Here is a 25,197-nt window from a genome sequence, read left to right on the forward strand (position 1 = left end):
TTATGGACATGCAGAATCTCCTCGACGACATCGTCGGGACCATCAAGCCCCACCTTGGACAGGGTGAGGTAGCCGGCTATATCCCTGAGCTGGGTGCCGTGGGCGCGGACCATTTCGGAATTTCCGTTGCCACCAGGGAGGGGGAAGTCTTTGCTTCCGGGGATTCGGAGATGGCCTTTTCCATTCAGAGCATCTCAAAGGTGTTCGCCCTTGCGCTGGTGCTTGCGGACGACGGGGACAGGATCTGGAAGCGGGTTTTCCGGGAGCCGTCCGGCAATCCCTTCAACTCGCTGGTCCAGCTTGAGCACGAGGACGGGATTCCGCGCAACCCGTTTATCAACGCCGGCGCCCTCGTCGTTACAGACCGGCTCCTGAGCATTTCCGAGAACCCAGCCACGGCCGTCCGCGACCTCTTGCGGCAGGAAAGCGGCAACGATTCGCTGGAGGTTGACGCCGTCGTCGCCGATTCAGAAGCCCGGCACAGCAACCGGAACAAGTCGCTGGCACACTTCCTGGCGAGCTGCGGCAACCTCGACAACCCAGTGGACGAGGTCCTCGAGGCCTACATCAGCCAGTGCTCCGTGGCCATGAGCTGCACGGACCTCGCCCTGGCCAGCAGGTTCCTTGCCTCCAACGGCATGCGGGGTGACGGAACCGCTCTGCTGTCGCCGCCTCAGACTAAACGGATCAACGCCGTCATGCTCACCTGCGGAACCTACGATGCTGCCGGCGAGTTCGCCTACCGTGTGGGGCTACCCGGAAAAAGCGGGGTAGGCGGTGGCATTATTGCCGTAGTGCCCAACAACTGCACCGTCTGTGTGTGGAGCCCTGGGCTGGGACGCTCCGGCAACTCAGTAGCCGGTATGGCCGCCCTGGACGAGTTCACCACCAGGACAGGTCTGTCCATCTTCTGATCCGCTTAGAAAGTCTGCCCCGAATATTCGTTGGCCAGGCCCCCGATAATTGCAAAGAAGAAGATGAGGAAGACAACCGTCAAGGCGATGCCCACGTAGCCCATCACCAGTCCGGCTATAGCCATCCCCTTGCCCGCCGGCTCCTTTTTGAGCGCCATGTGGCCGAGGACCACAGCTGCAATCTGGGGCAGGATTATGAAGCCAAAGCCAATATAAATCGAGATGCCGCAGCACAGGCTGGCGATACTCAGGCCCTTGGGTTCCGGCGTCCCGTAGTAGCCGGGCTGGCCGTAGGGCTGCCCATAGGGGCTGGGTGCCTGACCATACTGCTGTCCATAAGGCTGCGAGTAGGGGCTGGGGGTATGTCCGTACTGATCCGCTGGCTGGCCATACGTCGTTTGGCCATAGGGCGATTGGTCATGCTTTTGACCATAGGCGTGGGAGCCTGAAGAGTCCGGCTGTTCGAACTTGGGCTGTTCGGACTGCTGCCCGGCCGGAGGCGCCGGCGGCGGTAGAACGTCGGAGCTATCGGAGGGAATGTACGACGGCGGCCGGTAGCCATTCGGTGTATCGTCGCCGCCGGTTTTGGGTTGCTCAGTCATGGTGGATCCCCCTCATAAAGTATTTAGGACAAGCCTACCGCCGTGCTGGCCCGAAGGCCGCGGAACCCGCCATCACTTCCGTGGTAGCCCCCTGCTAGACTGGCTCACCCTGCCAGCACGGCGCAGATGTCTGCCAAGACCTTGCCGTCGAGGGAATACGCGGTGATCGTGTTGGTGTCGGCGTCGAATGTGAAGGTCTGGTGTCCGGCGACGCTGTAAGTCTCAGTCTCTGTCACCGGGCCGTCAGGCCCTATGTCGCCAGGGATGAACCCTATAAAGAACCGGCCATTGATGGTGACGTGGAAGTCGTTGGTCGCTTCGTCGTACGTCGAAACCAAAGCGTAGCGGGACCGCTGCGTGAATGTTTGGCCGGACTCTGCGTTTGTCCATACGCCGGTGCCGACGTTGTGTTGTCAGAATCTGTCACCGGGAAGGGTTTTTTCGGAGCCCTTTACCGTGATATCCCCCAGTACGGCGAACCCGGGGCAGAACTCGCCCGCCGGAAATTCGACCTCAAATTCCTCAGCATTGGCGCTCGAAACCGGCCCGAGAAGCACGACGGACAAGATAGCTTCCGCGGCTATGGCGCGGCGTGCCAGCACGGACATGGAAGCCTCCAAGATCGGACTGTGATGTGGACGTTACGCCTCAGCATGGGCGACGGCAAGGGTACGCACGAAGGCTCACCACTGGAGCTAATCGCTCCGCCTTGGTAGCTTCAACGCATGGCCATCAAACTTGAGAATGTGGGTATCGCTGTTCGCGACATCGAAGCAGCTATCGCCTTTTTTACCGATCTCGGTCTTACAGTCATGGGCCGGGATAGAGTCAGCGGTGAGTGGGCCGATACTGCTGTTGGACTTGATGGAAACCACGCCAAAATCGCTATGCTCCAGACCCCGGACGGTAACGGCCGGCTTGAGCTCTTCGAATACATCCATCCCGCGGCGATCGAGTCGGACCCAACGCGTCCCAACGACATTGGCATGCACCGGGTGGCCTTCTCGGTAGACGACATCGATAAGGCCCTCGAAGTAGCCGCCAAGCACGGATGCCATCCCCTGCGGGGCGTGGCGACCTATGCCGACGTCTACAAACTCACGTACCTCCGCGGGCCAAGCGGAATCCTTGTGATGCTCGCCCAGGAACTGAAGAAAGACTGACCCACGGATCGGCCCACAACGGGCAGCAACCTCCGCCGTCGTTAAGAGAGCCTCCGCCGACCTTGCAAGAAAAGGTCAACGAGCCGATAGAAGGTGACGCGGGCCGTATCCGCCTGTTCTACGCAAGGGGCAGTCCTCAGTCCGCAGGGAGCGCAGGGTGTGCAGGGTGCGAACCGGCTTTTACCAATTCGTTTGTCAGGCGGGTGATGGCATCCTCAGCCGTAGGCGGCGGCCCGAACAGCTGCGCCTGTCGGCGGGGATTCGCGACATATCGGCCGGTATCGAACCAGCCGAACATGGCCGTCATGTCCTGGACTATGGGCTTGAAAGGTCCGGCGACGGCGCCTATGGCACGGGTGACGGCAGAAGGAATTGCGCGCACCTTGATCGGCTTCCCAGCGCTGACTCCCATGAGTTTCGCCACCTCGAGTACGCTGACCGGTCGGTCCCATCCGATGTCGATGCGTTCTCCGTCTTCAGCATCGGCGTCGACGGCTGCCGCCAGGTAGGCAGCGAGATCGGAGGTGTGGACGAAGGTCAGCGGGATGGACGCCTTGCCCAGCCACATCATCCGGCCCTTATCGACTGGGTTGCCGCCCATGCTGGCGACCTGGTCAATGAACGCCCCTGGACGCAGCGCTACGAACGGGACTCCGAGCTGTTCGAGCTTGTCCTCGGCGACCTTTTTGTGCCAGAAATGGGGAACATTAGGTGTCTGATCGCTGGTGAGGATGCTGGTCAGGACGAACCGCCGGATACGGGTCCGGCGTGCAGCTTCGGCGAGGTTGGAGTTGCCGATGGTGTCGATGTCCTGCGCGTTCTTGCCGCCGCGGGTGTAGCCGGCCGCGGTAGTGATCACGGCATCCGCCCCGTCCATGGCTGCAACCAGCGAGTCGACGTCGAGCATGTCGCCGCGGGTGATCTCAACACCCCTGGCCTGGAGCCGGCTGGCGTCGCTAGTCGAACGGACCAGTGCGCGGACACTCTTGCCGCGCTTGAGCAGTTCATCGACGACCTTGCCCCCGAGGGAGCCGGTCGCCCCGACGACGAGGACAGGGAGGGTCGAAGGGGTGGTAGTCATGGGGTCTCACTTTCCATCCGGTCCGTTTGGATCCGGGAGTTGATTGCGTTCACGATGGCGTCAGCGGCGGCCATCACGGACTCCGCCTGCTGTGGTGACAGATTCCGCATCGTGGTCTCTTCCAATGTCTGCCACATGGAAGCGATCGGCTCACGCATGGCTCGGCCCTTCTCAGTGAGATGGACCACCATCACGCGCCGGTCATGGTCAGCCGGTTGACGGATAAGAAGGCCGGCGTCCTGCATCCGGCGCAGGGTCTTTGAGACCGTGGAGTGGTCGAGTCCGACGCTGGCGAGAAGCTCGGACTGTGTTTGGCCGTCCCGGTCAAAGAGGTGCATGAGCACCAATTCTTGTCCCGGATGGAGATCCAGCTCCCGGAGCAGGCCGGCCGCAAATCCCCGGTGGGCGCGGGCAAGTTGAAAGATCGCGTAGCTCACCGGACCCTGGTCGAATGTAGTGGGGATGTGCAGGTGTGGAGTAGGCATCATTCAGTCCGTTCAGCCGGTGTGCGTCGGGTAGTCGGTGTAGCCTACAGCGCCGGAAAGCCTGGGCCTGGTCAGGATACGGTGAGCACGAGCTTGCCCCTGACGTGCCCGGCATCGCTGACGTCTTGGGCCCTGGCGGCCTCAGCGAGAGGGTAGGCGGTGACGGTGGTGACGACCTTTCCGATCGCAGCCTCCTGCGCCAGCGCAGATAGATGCTCAGCCGAACGCTCCTGACCGCCGGTGGCAAAAGTGATCCCCAGCTGATGAGCGCGGAAATCAGCGAGGGTGACGATCCGGTCGGTACCACCGCGCAGGGTGATGGAGTCCTCGAGCGCTCCCTTCCCTGCAACATCGAGCACCGCGTCAACCCCGTCAGGGGCAAGAGCCTGCACCCGCTCTACCAGCCCATCCCCGTACAAGGTGGCCGCGGCGCCGAGAGAGGCCACATAGTCCTGGTTGCCAGGGCCGGCCGTGCCAATGACGCGCGCACCACGGGCAGCGGCGAGTTGGACGACGATCGTCCCGACCGCTCCTGCGGCACCGTGGATCAGCAGAGTCTCCCCGGATGCGACGGCGAGCAAGTTCAAGACCCGCTCGGCTGTCTCGCCTGCCACTGGGAGCGCCACCGCGCGTTCCCAGTCGAGTTCAGCGGGCTTGGGGGCGACCGTAGTTGCCAGGGCGTACTCGGCGTAGGCGCCGGTATCTGACCACCCGAAGACCTCGTCTCCAACGCTTACCTCCGTCACGCCGGCACCCACCGCCTCCACCGTGCCAGACACCTCGTAACCGGGAATTACCGGCAGCGGCGTCGGAAACACGGCCGCCAGTACACCCGAGCGGATCTTCCCGTCCAGCGCGTTCACTCCGGCCGCCCTTACCCTGACAAGCACTTGGCCTGAACCTGGCTGTGGGACCTGAATGTCCGCCTCATGCAGAACTTCGGTTCCGCCGAACTGCTCAAACTGGATGGCTTTCATGGTCTCTTCTCCCTGTTAGAAAACAAATATGTGGCTAGCCACATACTGTACAGGAGAATCATGTGGCTAGCCACAAATACCGGAGGGACCACTCGGTAATACTCGGTTAGGAACACTGCACCGTCGACGAAGAGCAGCGTGGAATCGAAAATCAGGACCTGGTCAGGTACCAGATTTCCGGTTCGATACCATCCTCGGCATCCACCCACGCCATGAAGTCAGCCAATGACATGAAGCAGTAGTAATCGCAGTACCGTAGCGTCTGTTTCTCTGCCTTGCTCATATCCACTATTCGAAGCACGCTTCGACCGGGATGGCTCGTGGCCGGCTAGCGTGTTACCGCATTTCCTTCGCTGCGTTTCGGAACGCGGCAGGCGTGAGGCCGGCGCGCTGGCTCAGCTGACGGGAAAGACGAGCAGCGACCCGGTGGCAGTAGCCACAAGTTTGCCGCTGGCGTCGGTGACAGTGCCGTCTGCGAAAGCAACACGGTTTCCGGCCTTCGATACGACGCCTACACAGGTCAATGGGCCGCTACCGACGCGGATTGAGCGAAGATAGTTCACCTTGATTTCTATCGAGGTGTAGCCCACCCCCTTCGGCAGGGTGGTTTGCACGGCGCAGCCCAGCGCTGAGTCGAGCAGCGTGCATACCAGCCCGCCATGAACCGCGCCGATCGGGTTGTAATGGGATTCGTCAGGCTGGCATGTGAAGGTGGCCGTACCCGGTTTCGCCTCGGTCAGCGTCATGTTCAGCAGTTCGCCCATCGGCGGAGGCGGCAGCTTTCTGCCCATCATTGAATGCAGATACTCCAGGCCGCTCATGCTCGGCATGGCTGCCGCGCCGACGGCAGGGTCTTCCCAGGTGATGAGTCGTTTACGCTCTGCCACTGCCGCTCCCAAAGTTCGTTTGGTTCCGGTTGAATAAGTCCCGGAAACGTAACACGCTTGTTCCTCTTATTCCGAAATCTGTCCCTACTGAGTATCTATTAGGGTGGAATGAACCTACAGATGGAGAGACGAATGGGCCGGGCATTACGGGCCGACGCCGAACGCAGTGTGCGCGCGATTTTGGAAGCGGCCGAGCAAGTGCTCATTGATGACCCCGGCGCTTCCATGGAGCAGATCGGCGAGAGGGCAGGACTGACCAGGACCACAGTCCACCGCAGGTTCGCTAACCGGAAGGCGCTCATGGACGCCCTCGCGGTCTCCGCCAAACAACAGCTCGCCGACGCCATCGAGGCTGGCAACCCTGACTCATCCCCTCCCCTTATTGCGTTGCATCGCGTGACAGCGAACGTTCTCAGGACAAAAAACTCGTGGAGATTCACCCTTGGCAGCCCCCTGGCTGACACCAGCGCGGCTGCGGAGATCTGGGACCGGATCAACGTCCGCTGCCTCGATCTCCTCGGAAGGGCACAACGCGATGGACTCCTGGATGCGGACGCAGACCTGGAATGGACACGGCAGGTCTACTACGCACTGATGAGCGAGGCCCTGCAGAGATTCCCGGAAGATCCGGATCCCGACGCAAAGACCACGGATACGCTCGCCACACTCGTGGTGGACACCTTGCTGCATGGGACCGGCGCACGAAGTTGACGCAATGGCCTCTCGATAAAATGGGACATTTCTGGAACAGTTTATCTTCTAACTGATACAGTCATGTAACAAATAGTGCTTGCGTGACTACATACAGACTCCATGGAGGCAGAAATGGCACCAAACCAAAAAGTAGTTCTTGTAACCGGAGCGTCAACAGGCATTGGCCAAGCCGCCGCCGTCGCTTTTGTGGAAGCAGGATTCACAGTAATCGGGACAAGCCGCAACGCATCGAAGGCCCAGCCGCTCAGCGGAGTGGAGTTCGTTGATCTCGACGTCGCCAGTGACTCGTCTGTGGAACAAGCGCTCGAAGAGGTAGTCCGACGGCACGGGCGCATCGACGTTCTGGTGAACAACGCAGGGATCGGATCGTCGGGTGCAGCGGAGGAAAGTTCCGTGATGCAGGCTCAGCACGTCTTCGACATCAACGTGTTCGGAGTCATCCGTGTGACCAACGCAGTCCTTCCGATCATGCGGGCTCAGAAGGGGGGCCGCATCGTGAACCTGTCGTCGATCCTCGGGATAATCCCGCAACCGTATATGGCCGTTTATGCGGCATCGAAGCATGCTGTGGAGGGGTACTCCGAGTCCCTCGATCACGAACTCCGGGAGTTCGGCGTACGGGTCACACTGGTCCAGCCTGCGTGGACCAACACCTCATTTGAGGCTAATAGCATCAGGCCTGACCGGCCGTTGCCCGTGTACGCCGAGCGGCGCCAGGTGTTTGAGGAGTTCTCAATCGGCCAGATCAAGGATGGCGACGACGCGTCGACGGTGGCAAAGGCGATCGTCGCCGCCGCTACTGACACCAACCCCAAAATGCGGTACGCAGGCGGCTCAAAGACTGCCAGCGTGTCGAAAATGCGGCGTTTTGTGCCTGCCCGCATGTTCGACCAGCAACTACGTAAGCTCAACAAGCTTCCCGCCTGATGGCGGCTCTAACCTTTGAATCGGTCCTGTGGACGGATAGCGCGCTGTGGAGCTCCAACGGATCCTTCAGGAGGACCTCCACGGCAGATATGCACGCCGCCTGGAACCTGGTCCCGGACGGGACACCGCGATCAGGGCTGTTGCCCTCTACTCGAAACTGGGCTACACAGAATCAGCCCTCTAACCCGTCTGTCAGATGGCCTTTTGGCCAGTCCGGAGGTGTTTCTCCCATCTCCGTTAGTCATGGAAGGAAATATCCAGCATCAGAAAGCGATTGCTGAATCGTGTCAAGGGCCGAAAGCCCGAAAAATGACACTAGTTTCATGTTTTTTATGACCAAAACTCTTGATACCTCTAAAACTTGTTTACGCTAACAAAAGGAGCTGAAAGGAGTTGGGCCTGCTCGGTTCCCTGAGCTTGAAGGGCGCTATGAAACAGGTCAACGAGGTCCTGGACGCAGTCGATCAGTTGCGGACGGTTAAACCGTCCCCGTGCAGGTCCCTAAGGAGGGACTCCCCCACTGGTTGCCTCGGCCTTAATAACTTTGCTTTAACATCGCCAAGCACATCGCATCCTGGATCGCGCCCCGCGCACATTTCGGACTCCTTGTTTCGGAAACGGTCGCCGCGGAATACGCGCTTCCACGCCGCCGCCTCCGGCCGTGACAGCCCCCACCGGGCAACAGCTCACCAGCACTGCTGAACCTGTGCCGTTCCGTCAGTAGCCGTACAGCACAGGCGGCCCCGCTGGGCATTACGTCACATTTTGGCAGTTGCCCCATCTAATTAGCAGACCCTTCAAGTCCAGCTTCGCCAACGACGGCGAGGATTCACTTGGGAACCAGAAAGGACGTACACGATGTCCACGGGACCGTCACCCCTGAACGCCCGCTTGGAACCCCCGCGCGACGTCGATGCGACCCGTGCCCAAGCGTTGAACGTCCTCTCCAGGGCACCAAGAATGGCGATGCTCAGAAGCCTGCGCGGAGAAACCTGGCGTCCCTCCGGCCAGATCTACGAAGCGGCAGGGATTTCTCCCCAAGAGGGGTTGCCGCACCTTCTGGCGCTGCAGGATCTGGGAGTGGTCCGCGAGGACCAAGGCAGCTTCAGCCTGGACGTCGAACTCCTTAACCGGATCCTCGAACAGACTTCACTGTCCGCTCCGGCCACCGGAATGGCTTCCACCCACGGTGAAATAGCCTCCGCATAAATTCTTTGAGAGCTAAATTCGCTGTCATAGGAGCCGGATTGCGGACTTAGCGTGTGGAGTGACGCCTCGTCTGGCATGCTGGTGCCATGGCTAGCCGCGCGGGTACTGTTGCCCAACCCCAAGACCTTGTTGACCTCACCGCACTCCTGGATGCGTACTACGACGTTTCGCCGGATCTCACAGACCCCGGCCAACGGGTAGCGTTCGGTACGTCCGGACACCGGGGCTCCAGCCTCAAAGCCTCGTTCAATGAGCCGCATATTGTCGCCATAACCCAAGCCATCGTTGAGTACCGGGCGGGGCAAGGCATTACCGGGCCGCTGTACTTGGCCAAGGACACCCATGCGCTCAGCGAGCCAGCCCAGAACTCAGCGCTTGAGGTCCTGGCGGCCAACGGCGTGAACGTGCTGATCGACGCACGTCACGGCTACACCCCCACCCCCTCCCTGAGCCACGCGATCCTCACCCACAACCGCAACTCCCCCTCCGGCGCTCCCCAGGCAGACGGCATTGTGGTCACGCCCAGCCACAATCCGCCCGGCGATGGCGGCTTCAAGTACAACCCCCCGCACGGCGGCCCGGCTGACAGCGACGCCACAGGCTGGATCGCCAACCGCGCCAACGAACTCCTGGAAAACGGGCTTCGCGGCGTCAAGCGGATCCCTTTGGCCGATGCCCTCGATGCCGACACAACGGGCAAGTTCGACTTCCTGAGCAGCTACGTTGACGACCTCCCCTCCGTTCTGGACCTTAACGCCGTCCGGGAGGCCGGCGTCCGGATCGGCGCAGACCCCATGGGCGGCGCAGCTGTCGACTATTGGGGTGAAATCGGTGAGCGCCACCATCTCAACCTCACAGTGGTGAACCCCACCGTGGACCCGCAATGGGCCTTTATGACCCTGGACTGGGACGAAAAGATCCGGATGGACTGCTCTTCGCCCTATGCTATGGCCTCGCTCATTCAGCGGATGTCCAACGGCGGGGCAAGCTTTGATGTCGCCACCGGTAATGACGCTGACGCCGACCGCCACGGCATCGTGACACCTTTTGTTGATGGGCAGGGTGGCTTGATGAACCCGAACCACTATCTCGCCGTCGCCATTGACTACCTTTACCGTCACCGCACCGGCTGGAATCCGCAGTCCGTGATCGGCAAAACCCTGGTTTCCTCCTCGATCATCGACCGCGTGGCGGAGAGTCTCGGCCGCAAGCTGGTGGAAGTTCCCGTGGGCTTCAAGTGGTTTGTTCCCGGCCTGCTTTCCGGGGAAGGTGCCTTCGGCGGCGAGGAATCGGCCGGCGCTTCCTTCAACAAAATGGACGGCAGCGTGTGGACCACGGACAAGGACGGCATCCTGCTGGCACTCCTGGCCTCGGAAATCACCGCCGTAACAGGCAAGTCCCCCTCCCAGCTCTACAAGGACCTCACCGACCAGTTCGGTGACCCCGTCTACGCGCGCATCGATGCCGCCGCCAGCCGCGAGCAAAAGGCTGCCCTGGGCAAGCTGTCCTCCTCCGACGTCAGCGCCACCGAACTTGCCGGCGAAACCATCACCGCCAAGCTGACTGAAGCTCCGGGCAACGGGGCCGCAATCGGTGGACTGAAAGTGGTCACTGAGAACGCCTGGTTCGCGGCCCGGCCCTCCGGCACTGAAGACGTGTACAAGATCTACGCGGAGTCCTTCAAGGGTGCAGACCACCTCAAGCAGGTGCAGGCTGAAGCCAAGGCCCTGGTGGACGGCGTCATCTCCTAAGGAGCGCTGCTCCTGAGGGGACTCTGCCTCAGCCGCGGATCATCTCCTGGGCCGGATAGCGGCCCAGGAGATGATCCCGCTCGGCAAGCGTAATCGGCAGGACGGAGCCGTGGCGGGCACCGGGAGGCAGCATCGCTTCTTCCACCGGTTCCCAAATCCCGGCAGCGATATCGGCTGAGTGGAACGCCATGTAGCCGCGCCTCCCGAATTCATCCAGGAACAGGTACCAGCCGCCGCCGTCGGGAGCCTGGAGTGCAATGGGTCCCTCACCGTGCTCCATGGCCCCCGCCCCGATCCCTTCCCGCACCGGAAAGTAGTCGGGATCCAGCACGGATTCGCCGCGTTCCTGGAAGATGAACTTCGAATTGGGCCCATTGCCGGACCGCTCGCGCTCGTCTTTGGTGAACCTGTAGATCTGGCCTTCGTGCTCGATCATGGTGCTGTCGATGACGGAGTGTCCCCGGTCCAGGTACACGGCTGGTTCAGAGAACGTCACAAAGTCCGTCGTCGTGGAGTACATCATGCGGTGGTACGACGGGTCAGCGTGTCCCGCATCCTGGTACAGGGAAGATGCCCAGAACACCACGTAAGTGCCGGACTCGGCGTCGAAGAAGGCTTCGGGAGCCCAGGTGTTTCCTGCCTCCGGCCCCATCAGCTCGACCAGTCTGGGTCCTGTCCAGTCCATCAGGTTCAGCGAGTCCCACACCAGGATGCTCCGGCTGCCCTGGCGCACGGCATTTTCCCAGTTCTGGCCATGGGCGCGGAGATCAGTGGCCAGCAGATGAAACGATCCCGTCAGCACGGACCGCACCAGGAAAGGGTCCCTGACCCCCTGTTCTCCGACGTCGGAAACCAAAAGCGGAGCTCCCGCATTCAGCGGAACATAGCGCAGCGGGTCACCGGCCTCACTCACCGCGAACCGGACCTGCTCGCCGTCGGGCTCTCCCTCGGAGCAGAAATAGGCGAATAGGAAGGCCCCTTTAGCGCCATCCTGTTGACCTGCCGGTGAAGAGCGGGGCATCGAAAGCTCCAGTCCTTAGTGGGTGAAATTGGCTTAAGCTTCGAGGACAGACTCTACAACGATGTAGAAATGCCGGGCAACCTCTGGAGTGAACTTGTCCATCGATGTAGAGTCGACGCAATCCACGGGCCCTGCCCGGACCCCAGAGAAAGTGATCCATGAGCCAGACAGAGCGGCCGACCGCGTCAACAGCCACCCAGGCAGCATTGCCCACGAGGAACCCATCTCCCGCCCAATCCCAACTGCCGGGCCTGTACGCCGATCCGAACCTGATCCAGTACGGGGACACCTATTTCCTCTACCCCACTTCCGACGGCTTCGAGGATTGGGCGGGCACCTCCTTCTCGGTACTCTCCTCCCCGGACCTGGTGGATTGGACCGATCATGGCACCATCCTCACCCTGGGGACAGACGTCACCTGGGCCAGCGAGCGGGCTTGGGCTCCGGCTGCCGCCCAATGCAATGGCAAGTTCTACTTCTACTTCACCGCCAACGGAAATATCGGCGTGGCAGTGGCCGACTCCCCCACCGGCCCCTTCAAGGATCTGGGTAAGCCGCTGGTGCCGGCGGGAGTGTTTGCCGGTTTCACCATCGATCCCTCTGTTTTTGTGGACAAGGACGGCAGCGCGTATCTGTATTGGGGCAACGGCACCGCCCATGGCGTGAAGCTGAATGCAGATATGGTTTCGTTCGACGCCGGCGCCGTAGTTTCGTGGCAGCCGGAGGGTTTCCGTGAGGCCGCCTGGGTCCACCGCAACGGTAACAACTACTACCTGTCGTGGTCCGAAAACGATACCCGTGAGGACGACTACCGCGTCCGTTACGCGAGCGGACCCGGACCCCTTGGCCCCTGGACGCACCACGGAGTGATCCTCGAAAAGGACATGGAGCGGGGCATCCGGGCTACAGGCCATCATTCGATCCTGAATGTCGAAGGTACCGGGGATTGGATCATCGCCTACCACCGCTTCGCCATTCCGGGTGGAAACGGCTTCAACCGCGAAACTCTCTTTGAGCGTCTGGTTCATCAGTCGGACGGTTCAATCGCCAAGGTAGAGTTCGACGACGAGCCCTTACGGGTTCCAATTGCCCGGCAGTCTTCGCGTTAGTGCGCTCCTTAATACTCATCGGCAGTGCGGACTGCTCTGGAAATCGATGTGGGAAATCGTTATCCTCAATGACGGGACAGTTAGCAGGTCCCTGGCAAGTCCCGCCGCGCTACCAGGAGATCACATGAGCCTCGATAGTCCCCCCACCACTTCGGACGATCAGCGTGTGGCTGTTTCCAGGGCAGTGATGTCAGAGAAGGTCCGGCGGCCAAAAGCCCTTCTGGCCATGACGCCCGCAAGCCTGGCCGATCTGGTCTTCGGTGCCGGTTGGCCTGGGCTCCATGACCGCGTTGAACTGCTCAGCCCGGACGTGGTCACCGACTGGCACCTGGTGGATCCCGCCATCCTGGCCCGGACCGAAGTAGTCGTCACCGGCTGGGGCTGTCCGGCATTTACGGCGGAAGTGCTGGAGCTGGCGCCGGGATTGAAAGCAGTGGTGCACCAGGGCGGGGTCGCTTCTACGCAGCTGCCTCCCGGGGCGCGAACGGGGATCAGGTTCTCAAATGCCGGCGACGCGAACGCAACCCCGGTGGCTGAGTACACGCTGGCCATGATCCTCCTGGCCAACAAAGACGCCTTCCGGGCAATGCGCCTCTACCGTGGGGAACAGGCCGCCATCGACAGGGAAGAGCGGTTCCCGCTTTCGGGCAACTTCGGGCGCACCGTGGGAATCGTGGGCGCCTCCCGGATCGGGCGCAAGGTCATCGCACTGCTGCGTCCTTTTGATCTCCGCATCCTCGTATCGGACCCAACGCTGGATCAGCAGGAGGCTGAACTTCTCGGCGTCGAACTGGTGGACCTGGATCAGCTGATGGCTTCCAGCAGCGTGGTTTCCATCCATGCGCCGGTACTTCCTTCCACCTTCGAGATGATCGGCGCAAGCCAGCTGGGCCTGCTGGAGACCGGAGCCACCCTGATCAATACCTCACGTGGGGAGCTGGTGGACCAGGACTCGCTTCTGGCGGAGCTGCGCACCGGGAGAATCAACGCCGTCCTGGATGTGACCACGCCGGACGTCCTGCCGCCGGCGCATGAACTCTATTCGATGCCGAACGTCGTGCTCACGCCCCACATCGCCGGGTCAATGGGCAATGAGCTGGCGCGCCTGGGTGAACATGTGCTGGCCGAGCTGGATTGCTACCGGTCTGGCCAGGAGTTTGCCTACCCCGAAGTACCGGTTCGATGAGGACGGCCATGACCATCACCAACCCCATACTCCCCGGCTTTTTTCCGGACCCGTCCATTGTCCGGGTGGGAGAGTGGTTTTACGTGGCCAACAGCTCCTTTGAATGGTTCCCCACCATTCCGATCCACCGGTCCAGGGACCTGGCGAACTGGGAGTTCGCAGGCTCACTTAACGGACCCGACGTCGCCCTTGACTTCAGCGGGATCCAGGACTCGGGTTCCATCTGGGCGCCGTCACTGAGCTGGCACGATGGCACGTTCTGGCTCACGTTCACGGTGGTACGGTCCTTTGGCGGAGCCCAGAAGGACATGGACACGTATGTGACGAGGGCGGAACATATCGCCGGTCCCTGGTCAGCACCGGCCAGGGTCACCAGCACTGGCTTCGACCCCTCCATCTTTCACCATGAAGGCCGGCACTGGCTTGCGAACATGGAATGGGACAACCGCCCCAACGGCCGCGGCGGATTTGCCGGCATCAACGTCCAGGAACTGACAGCCGACGGCTCAGCCGCTGTCGGGGCGCCCCACTCCATCTTCCGCAGCGCCACACTGATCGAGGGGCCCAACCTGTATTTCCGGGACGGCTGGTACTACCTCATGACGGCCGAAGGCGGAACGGGCTTCAACCACGGCATCCTGATGCTCCGCTCCCGCGAGCTGCTTGGCCCCTACGAGGCCGACCCAGACGGGTCCCTCCTCACCAGCCGGGACGACGACACCCTCACCCTCCAGAAGGCCGGCCACGGCGAGCTGGTCAGCACAGAAGCGGGCGAGGACTACCTTGTGCACCTTGCCAGCCGCTGGATCGAGTCCGACGGCGACCGCCGGGCCATTCTCGGCCGGGAGACCTGCCTCCAAAAAGTGAACTGGACTCCCGATGGCTGGCTTCGGCTGGAACAGGGTGGCCACCATGCTGCCGAACACGTCACCGCGCCTGACGGTCTGGTCCTGGCGCCCTTGGGGTTGGTCCCGGCGCCTTCGGGGTTGCAAACGGCACCCGACGGGCAGCCGCCGGCTCCCGCCGTCGGCCCGGCCTCTGGTTTTCCGGCTGCCGGCCAGCCTCTTGCCTGGCCGTGGAGCACCTTACGCTCCCCCGCTTCGAAGGCCGACTGGCTAAGTACCACCGTCCGCCCTGGTTGGCTGCGCCTGCGCGGGATGAGGAGTACGGATTCCTTGCGCGACCAAAGCCTGATCGCCCAGCGCATCAGGAGTGAATCCGTCTCCGCGAGCGTTGTCCTAGACGCCGCGCCGGAAAACTACACGCAATCCGCGGGCCTGATCTTCTACTACAACACCAGCGCCTACTTCTACCTGAGGCTTTCGGTACGTGACAGGGAAAACTCGCTGGAACGCGTAGTGGAGGTATGGGAGCGCGACGCCGAGAAGGGACTGCTGGTCCACGCCACCGCCGTAGTTCCTGATTCAGGACCGCTCCTGTTGAAGGGCACGATGACGCCGAGTGAAGTGCAGTTCTTTTGGGGCAGCGAGGACGGCGGGCTTCAGCAACTTGCCGCCGGCCTGAACGCGACGCACCTGTCCGATGATTACGGCAGGACCCTGAGGTTCACCGGCCCGTTTGTCGGAGTCTGCGCCCAGGACCTTCGCGATCAGAGCTTCTGCGCTGATTTTTCACGGTTCACGCTGACTCCGTCGGGCCGGTCTTCGTCCGGCTGACGCCCCACCTGAGTGCTGGCGCCCGCTGTCCGGCTGCATAACTGCTTGACGGCCCCATCAACCCTCTGGAGGATAGCTGGGATGCTTCCCCTCAGCGAGATCAAGTCCCTGAACAGTACCGTCGACGAAGCCTGGCGCAGCCCTGTGGCTGACGCCGTGGCTGCCGCTTGGGGACTGCCCCCTGGAGCCGCGCTCTACCTGCGCTCGAGCGCAACCCACGTATTCATCGTGCCGGCGAAGACCAAGGCTGAAGAGACGATCTTCCTGCGCTTTGTGCCGGCAAAACTTCGCACAGAGGAGGCGCTGCTGCGGCCAGCCAGGTTGCTGGCCGCGCTTTCGTCGGCAGGGCACCCGGTGGTGTCCCCCGTGCTTTCCGGCGCTGGCCGGCTCGTGGAAACGCTCGCGACGCCGACCGGCCTGGTCCACGCTGTGGCAGTTACCGCAGCCCGAGGGGAAGAAAGGGAGCCCGACGCCCTGACCGAAAACCAATCATGGGCCTGGGGCGCCGCTCTTGCCAGATTCCATCTGCACGCGGCCACGCATTCTGGGATCTTCCTTGATCCGGACAACGCCGGGAATGCAGACAACCCGCACGCCTTGGCCACGTCCCCTTTTACCACCCTGGCCAACCTGAAGGATGATCCGCCCCTGGCCCGGGCTGCCGAAGCCCTGGCGGCCGAGTGGGCTGCCCTTCCCTGCCTTCCTGCCCAAAATGGCGTTTTGCACGGCGACTTCGAGCTCGACAATCTCCGCTGGGATCGCGATGCAGTGTCCATTTTTGATCTGGACGAGGCCCGCATCGGCCGGTTTGCAGAGGACATTGCCTCAGCGCTGAGAGACATAGTGGGACCGGACTACGAAAAGCCAACCCACCCTGCCCTGCTCGCCTCCTTCCTCGATGGTTACCACTCTGTACGCACCCTGCACGAGGACGAAATCGCCCTCCTGCCCATCTGTATGGCCTCCAACGCCGCCCGGGATCTCTTGCACGGAGCCGGTGTCCTCGATGTGGAACACGCAGCCGGAGACTCCCCACCATGGCTCCCCGACCTTCGCTCCTCCCTCGTGAACCATTACGACAAGAAACGTTCCCTGATCCTCAGAGTGGCCGAAAAGACCCGGAAATAGCTGCTCTGGACGGGTAGAAGCACCTCCTCGCCAGCAAAAAGAACACAAAGGGCGCAATGGCCCTCGCATTCCGTTTGGGAAAACGTTATCCTCAAAAGATCGTATTTCTAGGACAGTTCCGGCAAACAGGCTGCCGAACCACCACCAGGAGCCACCATGACCCTTACTCACCTCCCACCGGATGTCGAGGACAAACCACCCACCCTCGAGGTACCGGAAGGCGGCGAGATCCTCACATGGGGAAACAGCTGCATTCAGCTGCATATCCTCCATGGGGAGGACACGGCACCCCGCCTGCTCGCCCTTCATCACGCCAGCGAACCTGTTCCTGATCTCGCCGGATTGCGACGCTCAGCCCTGCCGTTGGTGGAACTGGCCCTGGCCGGGGATGGCCGCCATGGCACGGCCGGAAAACGGCATGTGGACGGCCGGGCCGCCCAGGGCTTGCGGCTCGCGGCAGTCGTCCGCAGCGAGTACGACGGCGGCAATCGCCTTCAGATTGACGCCCGCGACGGCGTATCCGGCGTCGAGGTTTCTGTCTTTTATGAGCTCTCCGACGGCTCCGCCGTCCTCCGGTGCTGGACAGAAGTACGGGCCGGAGCCACCGCCGTCGAACTTGAATACATCTCTTCCCTGACCCTGTCCGGCCTCGGGCATGGAGCGGACTGGGAAGAGCGCTTTGGTCTGTGGGAAGCAGCCAACCCCTGGTCCGGGGAGTTCCGCTGGCGCCGTTCAACGCTGGCCGAACGCGGGCTCTACAACGTCGGGATGGTCCAGTACAACCAGGTAGGCTCCAAAAACCGGATTGTCACAACGTCAACAGGGGCGTGGTCCACGGGCGAACAGCTGCCCTTGGGGATCCTCGAGGATCTGCACTCAGGCCGTATGATCGGCTGGCAGGTGGAGAACAACGGGGCCTGGCATTATGAACTCGGAGACCGTTACGACGACGTCTACCTCACCGTTTCCGGGCCGACTGCCGAGGAACACCAGTGGGCGGTGACCCTGAACCCGGGTGAGCAATTCACAACCGTCCCGGCCGCCGTCGTCGTAGTCCCGGTTGGCGGCTTGGACGCCGTGGCCACCGAGCTGACGGCCTACCGGCGCCGGATCCGCCGGCCGCATACCGACAGCGTGCAGCTGCCGGTGATCTACAACGACTTCCTCAACTGCCTGATGTCCGATCCCACCACCGAGAAGGAGCTGCCACTCATCGCTGCCGCCTCGAAGCTGGGGGTGGAGGTCTTCTGCATCGACGCCGGCTGGTATGACGACGAAAACGGCGGCTGGTGGGACTCCGTGGGTGAGTGGGAGCCGTCCTTGAACCGGTTCCCCGGCGGCGGTCTTGGCGGCCTGATCGAAAAGATCCGCCAGGCCGGCATGAAGCCTGGCTTGTGGCTGGAACCTGAAGTGGTGGGAGCCCGTAGCCGGATGGCGGACCTGCTTCCTCCCGAGGCATTTTTCACCCGTCGGGGCAAAAGAATCAAGGAATGGGGCCGCTATCAGCTCGACCTCCGGCATCCGGCGGCGCGCGCCCACCTTGACCAGGTGGTGGACCGGCTTATGGCTGACTTCGACCTCGCTTACCTGAAGCTCGATTACAACATCGACATCGGCTCGGGAACGGACTCGACGGGCGCGGCCGGCGCAGGGCTGCTTGAGCACAACAGGGCATTCCTGGAGTGGGTATCCACCGCAATGGACCGGCACCCCGGCCTCACCATTGAAGGATGTTCTGCCGGTGGTTCCAGGACCGACGGCGCTTCGGGAGCAGTTTTTCCCGTCCAGTCACTCACTGATCAGCAGGACTTCATCAAAACTCCTCCCATCTCTGCTGCCGCGGCCTTGGCGATTGCCCCTGAGCAGTCCGGGGTCTGGGCTTCAGTGGAAGGGAGCATGAACGCCGAGGAGTTGGCGTTCTCACTGAGCAGCGCATTGTTGGCGCGAGTCCACTTGGCGGGACATATCGACACGCTGAACGAGGCCCAGTTGGACGTGGTCAGTGAAGGGATTGAGGCCTACAAGAGGTTGCGGACCGGCATTGCGGCCTCGGAACCATCCTTCCCACTGGGATTGCCGGGATGGCGCGACCACTGGATCGCCCAGGGCGCCACGTTCCCGGGTATCGCAGCCGACGAGGACTCTCAGACCGACCGCTACCTCATTGCCCTCCACCGGCGTGGCGGCCTGGAAGAACAGCTGATCACACTCCCGTCCTGGCTCGGCCCGAACCCCTTGGTTTCGGTGGCGTACCCCAGCTGGGGATCGTCCGCCGTCGAAATCCTGCCGGGCGCTGCAGGCCAGTCCGCTGTGCTGAAAGTGACCATGCCCGAGGCCCCGAGTGCGCGGGTAATCGAGCTGCGGCCAGCCTAAGCAGGGTTCCCTTGCTCGTCCCCCGCATGACCGGCCCGCCCCCGACAGCCCTTGCCCAGCACGTGGCCTAACGAGCACGTGGTCACCGGCCGCTCTTGTCAGCCAGTGACCACGTGTGTTTGGGGGGCGGGATGAGCAGGCACCGTTTGCTGCAATTGCGCTACAAGGCGCTGTGGCGTGCACATGAATGCTAACCGCCCTCGAAGGCAGCCCTAATATGTCCGGACACCCCGCCCCGGCTTGTGTCAGACCCCGACCTAAGCCTGGCCTGTTGGAACGCGACCGTTAGGCCTTGATCTGCTGCTGCTGGCCGCCGGCCTGGATCTCGATCTTGCGCGGCTTGGCCTCCTCAAGGACCGGGATCCGCACCTTGAGCACACCGGCGTCATAACTGGCGTGTACGTGGTCCGTGTTCAAGGTTTCCCCGAGGACCAGCTGCCGGCTGAAGACCCCGCGCGGTCGCTCCGAAGCGACCATCTCCCTGCCTTCACCCACCGGGTCCTTGCGCTCGGCGCGGACCGTCAGGACGTTGCGTTCAACGTCGACGTCCACCGAATCGACCTCGACGCCGGGAAGATCCAGCGCAACCACAATTTCATCGCCTTCCCGCCAGACATCCATCGGCATCGCGGCGGGATGGGCTGTGGTGCCAAGCACCTGCTGAGCGAGCCGGTCCAGCTGCCGGAACGGGTCATTCAGCATCAACATCTCATACCTCCTTTTGATCCATATTTCTTAGACCGGATGTATATCCGCTGATACAGATTTTATAGCACCACACCATCGATCTCACAAGAGGCTGATACTCAGAGAACCGGTGAATTTACGCGTTTTTTCATGGATTCCCTAGGGATCAATGGACCACCCCTCCTGGTAATCCGGGTGGTTCATATAGACCGACGCCACGCACATAAGGACGTACTCGCTGGTGGCCCCAATCTGTGTCGGGATATCGGTAACGAGGGGCACATTGTCCAGGATTTTCCGCTTGGCGTTGCATTCCGCAAGGACCCGCGCGGGGTCGAACCAGCCCACAGCGCCATGGACCTCATCCCGGCTTTCGAGTCCCCGGCGGGCTTCTGCCTCTTCTTCTGCAATGCGTGCTTCCAGGAACTCGATGATGTCAGCCATACATTCATCCTTGCCCAAGTGGGCTCCAGGTCAAACAAACCCTCCTTCACCTCTCGCACCCATTCCCCCAACCCTCCATCACCTCTCGCACCCATTCCCCCAACCCTCCATCACCTCTCGTCGGCAGGATGACGAAACGTGAGCGAGCGTTTGGGATTTAAGGGCGAAACGTGAGGGAGCGTTTGGGACTTAAGGGCGAAACGTGAGCGAGCGTCTGGGGTCTGCGCTCACGATCGGGCCCAGCGGTCCTAGGGCTAGGCGGCGGACGAACCGGCTGCCGCGGTGGAGTTCCGCAGGACGAGTTCGGGTTTGACGATTGATGATGCAGAGCCGTCGGCGCCCTCAACCGCCGCTGACAGCAGCTGGAAGGCGCGCGCCCCGAGGTCCCCGAAATCCTGCCGGACCGTGGTGAGCGAGGGCCGCCAGAGAGCAACATGGGGCTGATCGTCGAAGCCCATCACGGAGACGTCTTCCGGAATGCGGCGTCCACGATCCAGGAGGGCGCTGATGACGCCGATCGCGACGTCGTCGTTTCCGCAGAAGATTGCCGTGACGTCGTCCTGGTCCGCGAGGTCCAGGCCCAGCTTGTAGCCACTGGCAGGCTCCCAGGTGGCATGGAGCACGGGAGGAACAGGGGCTCCGGCAGCAGTAAGCGCGGATTTCCATCCTTGGGTGCGGCCCGAGTGCTTGCCCATTGTGGGAACGGCGACATGGTGGACCGTCTTGTGACCCAGTGAGAGAAGGTACTCCGTGGCATCCCGGCCCGCGCTGCGCTCATCCAGGAGCGCGCTGGGATTAGATCCGCTGCGACGGGTTCCGCCGCCAGCCACCACCATGGGCACTGACGACGGAAAGGCCTTCACCGCGGCAAGGCCCGGACGGTCAAACTCGAGGATAATGACGCCGGCTACGGGTTGCGAGAGGACGAGGTCTATGGCGGCGTTGACGGCAGTTTCGCTGTCCGATTCAACCACCGCAATGATGACCGAAAGTCCGGCTTTCCTCGCTGCGAGCTCGATGCCCTCGATGGTCTTGGCATAACCGTAATTTGACGTCGCGCCAGTCAGGACGGCAACCATCGACCGCTTACCCGATCTTGTGGCGCGGGCAGCACTGTTCGGCCGATATTCGAGGTCGCTTACGGCTTTCATCACGCGTTCGCGCAGTTCGGGTGCAACGTACTTGCTGCTCGTGAGCACACGGGAAACCGTCGGCACTGAAACGCCGGCAGCTTTGGCAACATCACTAAGGACCGGGACCCTGTTCTTTGCTTCCATACTCACTCCATCAGAGTAACGCGACATAAGCCCCTCAGGACCTAAATCGCGCCATTTGGGTAATCGTTTTCCCCTAAACCTGATCCTGCTCGCCGCAAAGCGCACGGCGAACCGCTTCGGGTCAACTCAGCACGCCCACAGCTCCAGGACACGGCGAATCCTCCGGTCGCCATCCGGTGCCATGTCCACGAGGGCAACACAGTCAAGTACGACGCCGTCACCGCGGTGGAAGCGCCTCTCACCCTGGCGGGTCACATGAGGGCGGTAATTTTGCAGCGTGTAGCCCGGAGTGGATACAACCGCCCCGAGGTTCCGGACCTCACGCACGAGGTTTTCGTGGAGCTCCTGGAGGCGGGAATCCGGCTCAACGACGTTCACCTCCACCAACTGCCGCTGGCCGAACCCTGCCTCGTCCCCGATGGTAAGGCCTGTACCCAACGCTCTTTTCACCGGCCCTTCCACCTGTGCCACAACCCGGGCAACCACCTCATCGCTGCCTCCCGATTCCCCGCCCGCACGGGATCCGACGTCGAACTTTACGAGGGTGAGATGCAGCGGCCACCGCCCCCGGGGGAACTCGGAACCGCGGGTTACAGGCTCAAGGAAGGCGACCAGAATGAGGTTCTTCATGAGGCAAGTCTGGCAGCGGAAATTGGGCAACGGGGCAAGAGATGGGATTAGAATGGAAAACGGAACGGACACATGCCATGCAGTTAATCTGCAGAAATCGCGTCCCCCAGTGCCTCCGGCGTGTCCCCCATCGTGCCGGAGGCACTGCTGGTTTAAGCGCCGGAGGCGTTGGTTAAGAAGGGCCAGGAGGCAGTGCCGGTTTAGAAGGGCGCCAACCAGTCATGCAGGGCGGTAATGTTTGCACCGAACCATCTCTGCCCTTGCGGCTACCCCTTTGAAAGGCTCCTGGCTATGAGCATGCTCGGCACCAAGTGGAAACTGCACGGAACCGGAAAGTCGGTACGCCCCGGTGAGGTGGTGGCTCCGGAAGAACGGCTCACCTGGCCCCTGACCATCGGCGTGGGAATGCAGCACGTCGTTGCCATGTTCGGTGCGACGTTCCTAGTACCCATCCTCACGGGCATGCCGCCCGCCACAACTTTGCTCTTCTCGGGCATCGGCACGCTGCTATTCCTCGTCATCACCAAGGGCCGCGTTCCCAGCTACCTCGGCTCCAGCTTCGCGTTCATCGCCCCCATTGCGGCTTCCCAACAGCAGTACGGCGTGGGCGGCGCCCTGGGCGGCGTAGTGTTGGCCGGCGTCGGACTGGCAATTGTGGGTGCGGTGGTGCAGAAGTTCGGTGCAGGCTGGATCAACCGCCTGATGCCGCCCGTCGTGACGGGCGCCATCGTAGCCTTGATCGGACTTAACCTGGCGCCGGCGGCCAAAAACAACTTCGACGCCGCTCCGGTCACGGCTGTAATCACCCTCGCCACCATCATCCTTGTGAGCGTGCTGTTCAAGGGGATCCTGGGCCGCCTGAGCATCCTGGTTGGAGTTGTTGTGGGTTATCTGGCGGCCATGACCCGGGGTGAAGTGAATTTCGCCAAGATGGACGCCGCGTCCTGGATCGGGCTGCCCACTTTTCAGACCCCTGAATTCCATCTGGGCGTGGTTGGCCTGTTCGTTCCCGTGGTCCTGGTGCTGGTGGCCGAGAACATCGGGCACGTTAAGTCAGTGGCCGCCATGACCGGCCGCAATCTCGACGGCGTCTCTGGCCGCGCGCTCATGGCTGACGGTGCCGCTACAGTTCTGGCAGGTTTCGGTGGTGGCTCGGGTACCACGACCTACGCGGAAAACATCGGTGTCATGGCAGCCACCAAGGTCTACTCGACTGCTGCGTACTGGGTGGCCGGCAGCTTCGCTATCCTGCTTAGCTTTTCGCCAAAATTCGGGGAACTCATCGCCACCGTTCCCGCAGGTGTCCTTGGTGGTGCTGCCACCATGCTGTACGGGATGATCGGCATCCTCGGAGTAAAAATCTGGGTGCAAAACAAGGTCAACTTCTCCAACCCCATCAACCTGACCACCGCTGCCGTCGCCCTTATCATCGGCATTGCCGACTACACCTGGACTCTTGGGGAGCTCACGTTCACCGGCATCGCCCTTGGGTCAGCGGCCGCCCTGATCATTTACCACGGCATGAAGGCGATTGCAGCGGCACGCGGAAGTGTGGCCGAACCGGAGACGGAACAATCGTCCGCAAAATCAGTGCTGCCGCCCACTGCCAAGGTTGCAGCCGCGGCCGGACTAAAGCGCTCAGGGAAGAAGCGGCGTTAGGAGAAGTTCCAATCGCCGGAAATACGTCACACGATTGGGTCTTTTTGATTGGGCCGAACACGCCTAACGTGGGAATCAGCCAGCCGCCCGTCCGGGGCGGGCAGAACCACGGAGGATCCTGCTATGACATCGCATGTCGCCGACTGCAGCGTAACCAACTGCTCCTTCAACGACCATTCAGAGTGCAATGCGGCAGCCATTACGGTTGGCGGTAGTGAAGACCACGCTCTCTGCGCCACTTTCATTGATATTGGAGTCCATGGCGGCCTCCCCAAGGTACTCGCCGACGTCGGGGCCTGCCAGCGTACGGAATGCATCCATAACGAGCACCTGATGTGCCAGGCGCCTGAGGTTCACGTCGGGCCGGGCCGAGACAACGCCGATTGCCTAACGTACGCACACGCGTAAACCAGCAAGATCAGCCCATTATTCTGAACAGCCAGTGCCGGCCGCCCCTTGGGCGGCCGGCACTTTCTTGTTTCGAGCTTCCTAAGAAATCCGCTGCCTCCGCTAACGCAGCCTTCCGGCCGCCGTCTGCTTGGAGCTCGATTCTGCTTCTAGCCAGATTCTGCTTCTAGCCGGCGTCGAAGGTTTCCTTGTCATCGTCGCGGTCCTGCGGGGACTGCTCATCCGGAAGATCCGTTCCGCTTCCATCCGGGATCCCGGCCGCGTCCCGCTGAGGCTCGGAGGAAAAGGGGCGCCCCGCAGCGTCCTCGGTGTTGGTTTCGTCCATCTCCGCCTCCACGGAGGGGACAGCTGCGCCTGGATCGTCATAATCCGCTGAGTCATCCTCCCCCGACGGAGCGGGGAGCTGCTGCTCCGGCATTTCATCGGGATGGGCAGGAACAGGGTTGTCGAATCCCCCTGCGCCGCCGGGTCCTGCCGAGGATCCGGGTACAGGCTCGAAGCCCGGGTCAGTGCTTTCGGTTTCTGCCATCATCTGATCCTCCGTACCTCCGAAGCGGCCTGCTCCGGGCTCTCCTGCGCTGTCCTTGTCCTCAGTTCCGAACTGGCTCAAGTCCGGGGACTCCGCGGGGAACATCTCACCCTCGGGGCTGTCCTGGCTGAGTCCTGCCGCGTCGAAGACTTCTTCCTCCCGGGGTTGTGCAAACTGCTTGTTATCCCCAGGGGCCATTTCCTGCTCAGCCGTTGGGGTTCCGTAGCCCCCGGCTTCCTCCGTGACGCGATCGTTCTGGCTCTCCTCGTTCATTTCTTCCTCCTTGCTGGTCGGTTCTGAACTGGCCGGTTTGCCACCGGGGGTCCTTGGCTTGTCGGGCTCCGGATCGGGGTCCTTGGC

General features: G+C 62.0%; 28 protein-coding genes. 14 read left to right on the top strand and 14 right to left on the bottom strand.

Features of this window, described 5'->3' with window-relative positions:
- Positions 1–2 precede the first annotated feature (2 nt).
- Positions 3–914: a glutaminase gene (locus M1E05_RS00570; RefSeq protein ID WP_461164126.1), complete on the top strand. Its 912-nt coding sequence runs from the start codon at positions 3–5 to the stop codon at positions 912–914.
- Positions 915–919: 5 nt separating this feature from the next.
- Here M1E05_RS00570 and M1E05_RS00575 read toward each other — a convergent pair whose 3' ends face one another.
- From M1E05_RS00575 to M1E05_RS00585, 3 genes are all read right to left on the bottom strand, one after another.
- Positions 920–1,516, bottom strand: coding sequence for a DUF4190 domain-containing protein (locus M1E05_RS00575; protein ID WP_461164127.1), 597 nt, complete (start codon positions 1,514–1,516; stop codon positions 920–922).
- A gap of 104 nt (positions 1,517–1,620) precedes the next feature.
- On the bottom strand, positions 1,621–1,854 hold the full coding sequence (locus tag M1E05_RS00580; protein ID WP_461164128.1) for a hypothetical protein: 234 nt from the start codon (positions 1,852–1,854) through the stop codon (positions 1,621–1,623).
- A 75-nt stretch (positions 1,855–1,929) separates the two neighbouring features.
- Positions 1,930–2,124, bottom strand: coding sequence for a hypothetical protein (locus M1E05_RS00585; protein ID WP_461164129.1), 195 nt, complete (start codon positions 2,122–2,124; stop codon positions 1,930–1,932).
- 117 nt (positions 2,125–2,241) lie between these two features.
- Between M1E05_RS00585 and M1E05_RS00590 the strand changes: the two genes are divergently transcribed.
- Positions 2,242–2,679: a VOC family protein gene (locus M1E05_RS00590; RefSeq protein ID WP_461164130.1), complete on the top strand. Its 438-nt coding sequence runs from the start codon at positions 2,242–2,244 to the stop codon at positions 2,677–2,679.
- Positions 2,680–2,815: 136 nt separating this feature from the next.
- On the opposite strand, the gene M1E05_RS00595 is transcribed toward M1E05_RS00590, so the two are convergent.
- From M1E05_RS00595 to M1E05_RS00615, 5 genes are all read right to left on the bottom strand, one after another.
- Positions 2,816–3,760 carry an SDR family oxidoreductase gene (locus M1E05_RS00595; RefSeq protein ID WP_461164131.1) on the bottom strand — a complete coding sequence of 315 codons (945 nt, stop codon included), beginning with the start codon at positions 3,758–3,760 and terminating at the stop codon, positions 2,816–2,818.
- Entirely contained in the window at positions 3,757–4,248 is a 492-nt protein-coding gene (locus tag M1E05_RS00600; protein WP_458112674.1) for a MarR family winged helix-turn-helix transcriptional regulator, read from the bottom strand. Before M1E05_RS00600 ends, M1E05_RS00595 begins: the two co-directional genes overlap by 4 nt.
- A gap of 68 nt (positions 4,249–4,316) precedes the next feature.
- Entirely contained in the window at positions 4,317–5,222 is a 906-nt protein-coding gene (locus tag M1E05_RS00605; protein WP_461164132.1) for an NADP-dependent oxidoreductase, read from the bottom strand.
- 151 nt (positions 5,223–5,373) lie between these two features.
- Entirely contained in the window at positions 5,374–5,505 is a 132-nt protein-coding gene (locus M1E05_RS00610) for a hypothetical protein (RefSeq protein WP_461164133.1), read from the bottom strand.
- Between the two features lie 112 nt (positions 5,506–5,617).
- Entirely contained in the window at positions 5,618–6,109 is a 492-nt protein-coding gene (locus M1E05_RS00615; protein WP_461164134.1) for a PaaI family thioesterase, read from the bottom strand.
- 108 nt (positions 6,110–6,217) lie between these two features.
- Between M1E05_RS00615 and M1E05_RS00620 the strand changes: the two genes are divergently transcribed.
- From M1E05_RS00620 to pgm, 5 genes are all read left to right on the top strand, one after another.
- Entirely contained in the window at positions 6,218–6,820 is a 603-nt protein-coding gene (locus M1E05_RS00620; RefSeq protein ID WP_461164135.1) for a TetR/AcrR family transcriptional regulator, read from the top strand.
- Between the two features lie 114 nt (positions 6,821–6,934).
- Positions 6,935–7,750 (top strand): oxidoreductase, encoded by an 816-nt coding sequence (locus M1E05_RS00625; RefSeq protein WP_461164136.1) that lies wholly within the window; start codon positions 6,935–6,937, stop codon positions 7,748–7,750.
- 46 nt (positions 7,751–7,796) lie between these two features.
- Positions 7,797–7,934 (top strand): hypothetical protein, encoded by a 138-nt coding sequence (locus tag M1E05_RS00630; RefSeq protein WP_461164137.1) that lies wholly within the window; start codon positions 7,797–7,799, stop codon positions 7,932–7,934.
- A gap of 674 nt (positions 7,935–8,608) precedes the next feature.
- Positions 8,609–8,959 carry a hypothetical protein gene (locus M1E05_RS00635; RefSeq protein WP_461164138.1) on the top strand — a complete coding sequence of 117 codons (351 nt, stop codon included), beginning with the start codon at positions 8,609–8,611 and terminating at the stop codon, positions 8,957–8,959.
- Positions 8,960–9,045: 86 nt separating this feature from the next.
- On the top strand, positions 9,046–10,710 hold the full coding sequence (gene pgm / locus M1E05_RS00640; RefSeq protein WP_461164139.1) for a phosphoglucomutase (alpha-D-glucose-1,6-bisphosphate-dependent): 1,665 nt from the start codon (positions 9,046–9,048) through the stop codon (positions 10,708–10,710).
- Positions 10,711–10,738: 28 nt separating this feature from the next.
- Here the strand turns inward: pgm and M1E05_RS00645 are convergent, their stop codons facing one another.
- The gene (locus tag M1E05_RS00645; RefSeq protein ID WP_461164140.1) at positions 10,739–11,731 is read right to left on the bottom strand and encodes a glycoside hydrolase family 43 protein; all 993 of its coding nucleotides are present in this window, start codon (positions 11,729–11,731) and stop codon (positions 10,739–10,741) included.
- A gap of 158 nt (positions 11,732–11,889) precedes the next feature.
- Between M1E05_RS00645 and M1E05_RS00650 the strand changes: the two genes are divergently transcribed.
- The 5 genes from M1E05_RS00650 to M1E05_RS00670 all read left to right on the top strand — a co-directional run bounded on the left by M1E05_RS00650 (position 11,890) and on the right by M1E05_RS00670 (position 19,203).
- Positions 11,890–12,840, top strand: a complete 951-nt coding sequence (locus tag M1E05_RS00650) for a family 43 glycosylhydrolase (RefSeq protein ID WP_458112662.1) — start codon at positions 11,890–11,892, stop codon at positions 12,838–12,840.
- A 124-nt stretch (positions 12,841–12,964) separates the two neighbouring features.
- Complete coding sequence (locus M1E05_RS00655) at positions 12,965–14,026, top strand: hydroxyacid dehydrogenase (RefSeq protein ID WP_461164141.1); 1,062 nt, start codon at positions 12,965–12,967, stop codon at positions 14,024–14,026.
- 8 nt (positions 14,027–14,034) lie between these two features.
- Positions 14,035–15,702 carry a glycoside hydrolase family 43 protein gene (locus tag M1E05_RS00660; protein WP_461164142.1) on the top strand — a complete coding sequence of 556 codons (1,668 nt, stop codon included), beginning with the start codon at positions 14,035–14,037 and terminating at the stop codon, positions 15,700–15,702.
- A gap of 81 nt (positions 15,703–15,783) precedes the next feature.
- Positions 15,784–16,830 (top strand): phosphotransferase enzyme family protein, encoded by a 1,047-nt coding sequence (locus M1E05_RS00665; protein ID WP_461164143.1) that lies wholly within the window; start codon positions 15,784–15,786, stop codon positions 16,828–16,830.
- 156 nt (positions 16,831–16,986) lie between these two features.
- Positions 16,987–19,203, top strand: a complete 2,217-nt coding sequence (locus M1E05_RS00670) for a glycoside hydrolase family 36 protein (protein WP_458112658.1) — start codon at positions 16,987–16,989, stop codon at positions 19,201–19,203.
- A gap of 285 nt (positions 19,204–19,488) precedes the next feature.
- Here the strand turns inward: M1E05_RS00670 and M1E05_RS00675 are convergent, their stop codons facing one another.
- The 4 genes from M1E05_RS00675 to M1E05_RS00690 all read right to left on the bottom strand — a co-directional run bounded on the left by M1E05_RS00675 (position 19,489) and on the right by M1E05_RS00690 (position 22,241).
- A complete protein-coding gene (locus M1E05_RS00675; RefSeq protein ID WP_458112657.1) occupies positions 19,489–19,911 on the bottom strand; it encodes an Hsp20/alpha crystallin family protein in 423 nt (140 codons plus the stop codon).
- 138 nt (positions 19,912–20,049) lie between these two features.
- The gene (locus tag M1E05_RS00680) at positions 20,050–20,334 is read right to left on the bottom strand and encodes a DUF6221 family protein (protein WP_458112656.1); all 285 of its coding nucleotides are present in this window, start codon (positions 20,332–20,334) and stop codon (positions 20,050–20,052) included.
- A 254-nt stretch (positions 20,335–20,588) separates the two neighbouring features.
- Positions 20,589–21,611 (bottom strand): LacI family DNA-binding transcriptional regulator, encoded by a 1,023-nt coding sequence (locus M1E05_RS00685; protein WP_461164144.1) that lies wholly within the window; start codon positions 21,609–21,611, stop codon positions 20,589–20,591.
- 126 nt (positions 21,612–21,737) lie between these two features.
- Positions 21,738–22,241: a 2'-5' RNA ligase family protein gene (locus M1E05_RS00690; RefSeq protein WP_461164145.1), complete on the bottom strand. Its 504-nt coding sequence runs from the start codon at positions 22,239–22,241 to the stop codon at positions 21,738–21,740.
- 291 nt (positions 22,242–22,532) lie between these two features.
- Here M1E05_RS00690 and M1E05_RS00695 point away from each other — a divergent pair, with 291 nt between their 5' ends.
- Both M1E05_RS00695 and M1E05_RS00700 read left to right on the top strand, forming a co-directional pair.
- Positions 22,533–23,900, top strand: a complete 1,368-nt coding sequence (locus M1E05_RS00695) for a uracil-xanthine permease family protein (RefSeq protein ID WP_461164146.1) — start codon at positions 22,533–22,535, stop codon at positions 23,898–23,900.
- Positions 23,901–24,023: 123 nt separating this feature from the next.
- A complete protein-coding gene (locus M1E05_RS00700) occupies positions 24,024–24,308 on the top strand; it encodes a DUF1540 domain-containing protein (protein ID WP_458112652.1) in 285 nt (94 codons plus the stop codon).
- Positions 24,309–24,474: 166 nt separating this feature from the next.
- On the opposite strand, the gene M1E05_RS00705 is transcribed toward M1E05_RS00700, so the two are convergent.
- Positions 24,475–25,110, bottom strand: coding sequence for a hypothetical protein (locus M1E05_RS00705; protein WP_458112651.1), 636 nt, complete (start codon positions 25,108–25,110; stop codon positions 24,475–24,477).
- Between the last annotated feature and the right edge of the window lie 87 nt (positions 25,111–25,197).

It is taken from the genome of Arthrobacter sp. R4-81 (genome assembly GCF_054792365.1).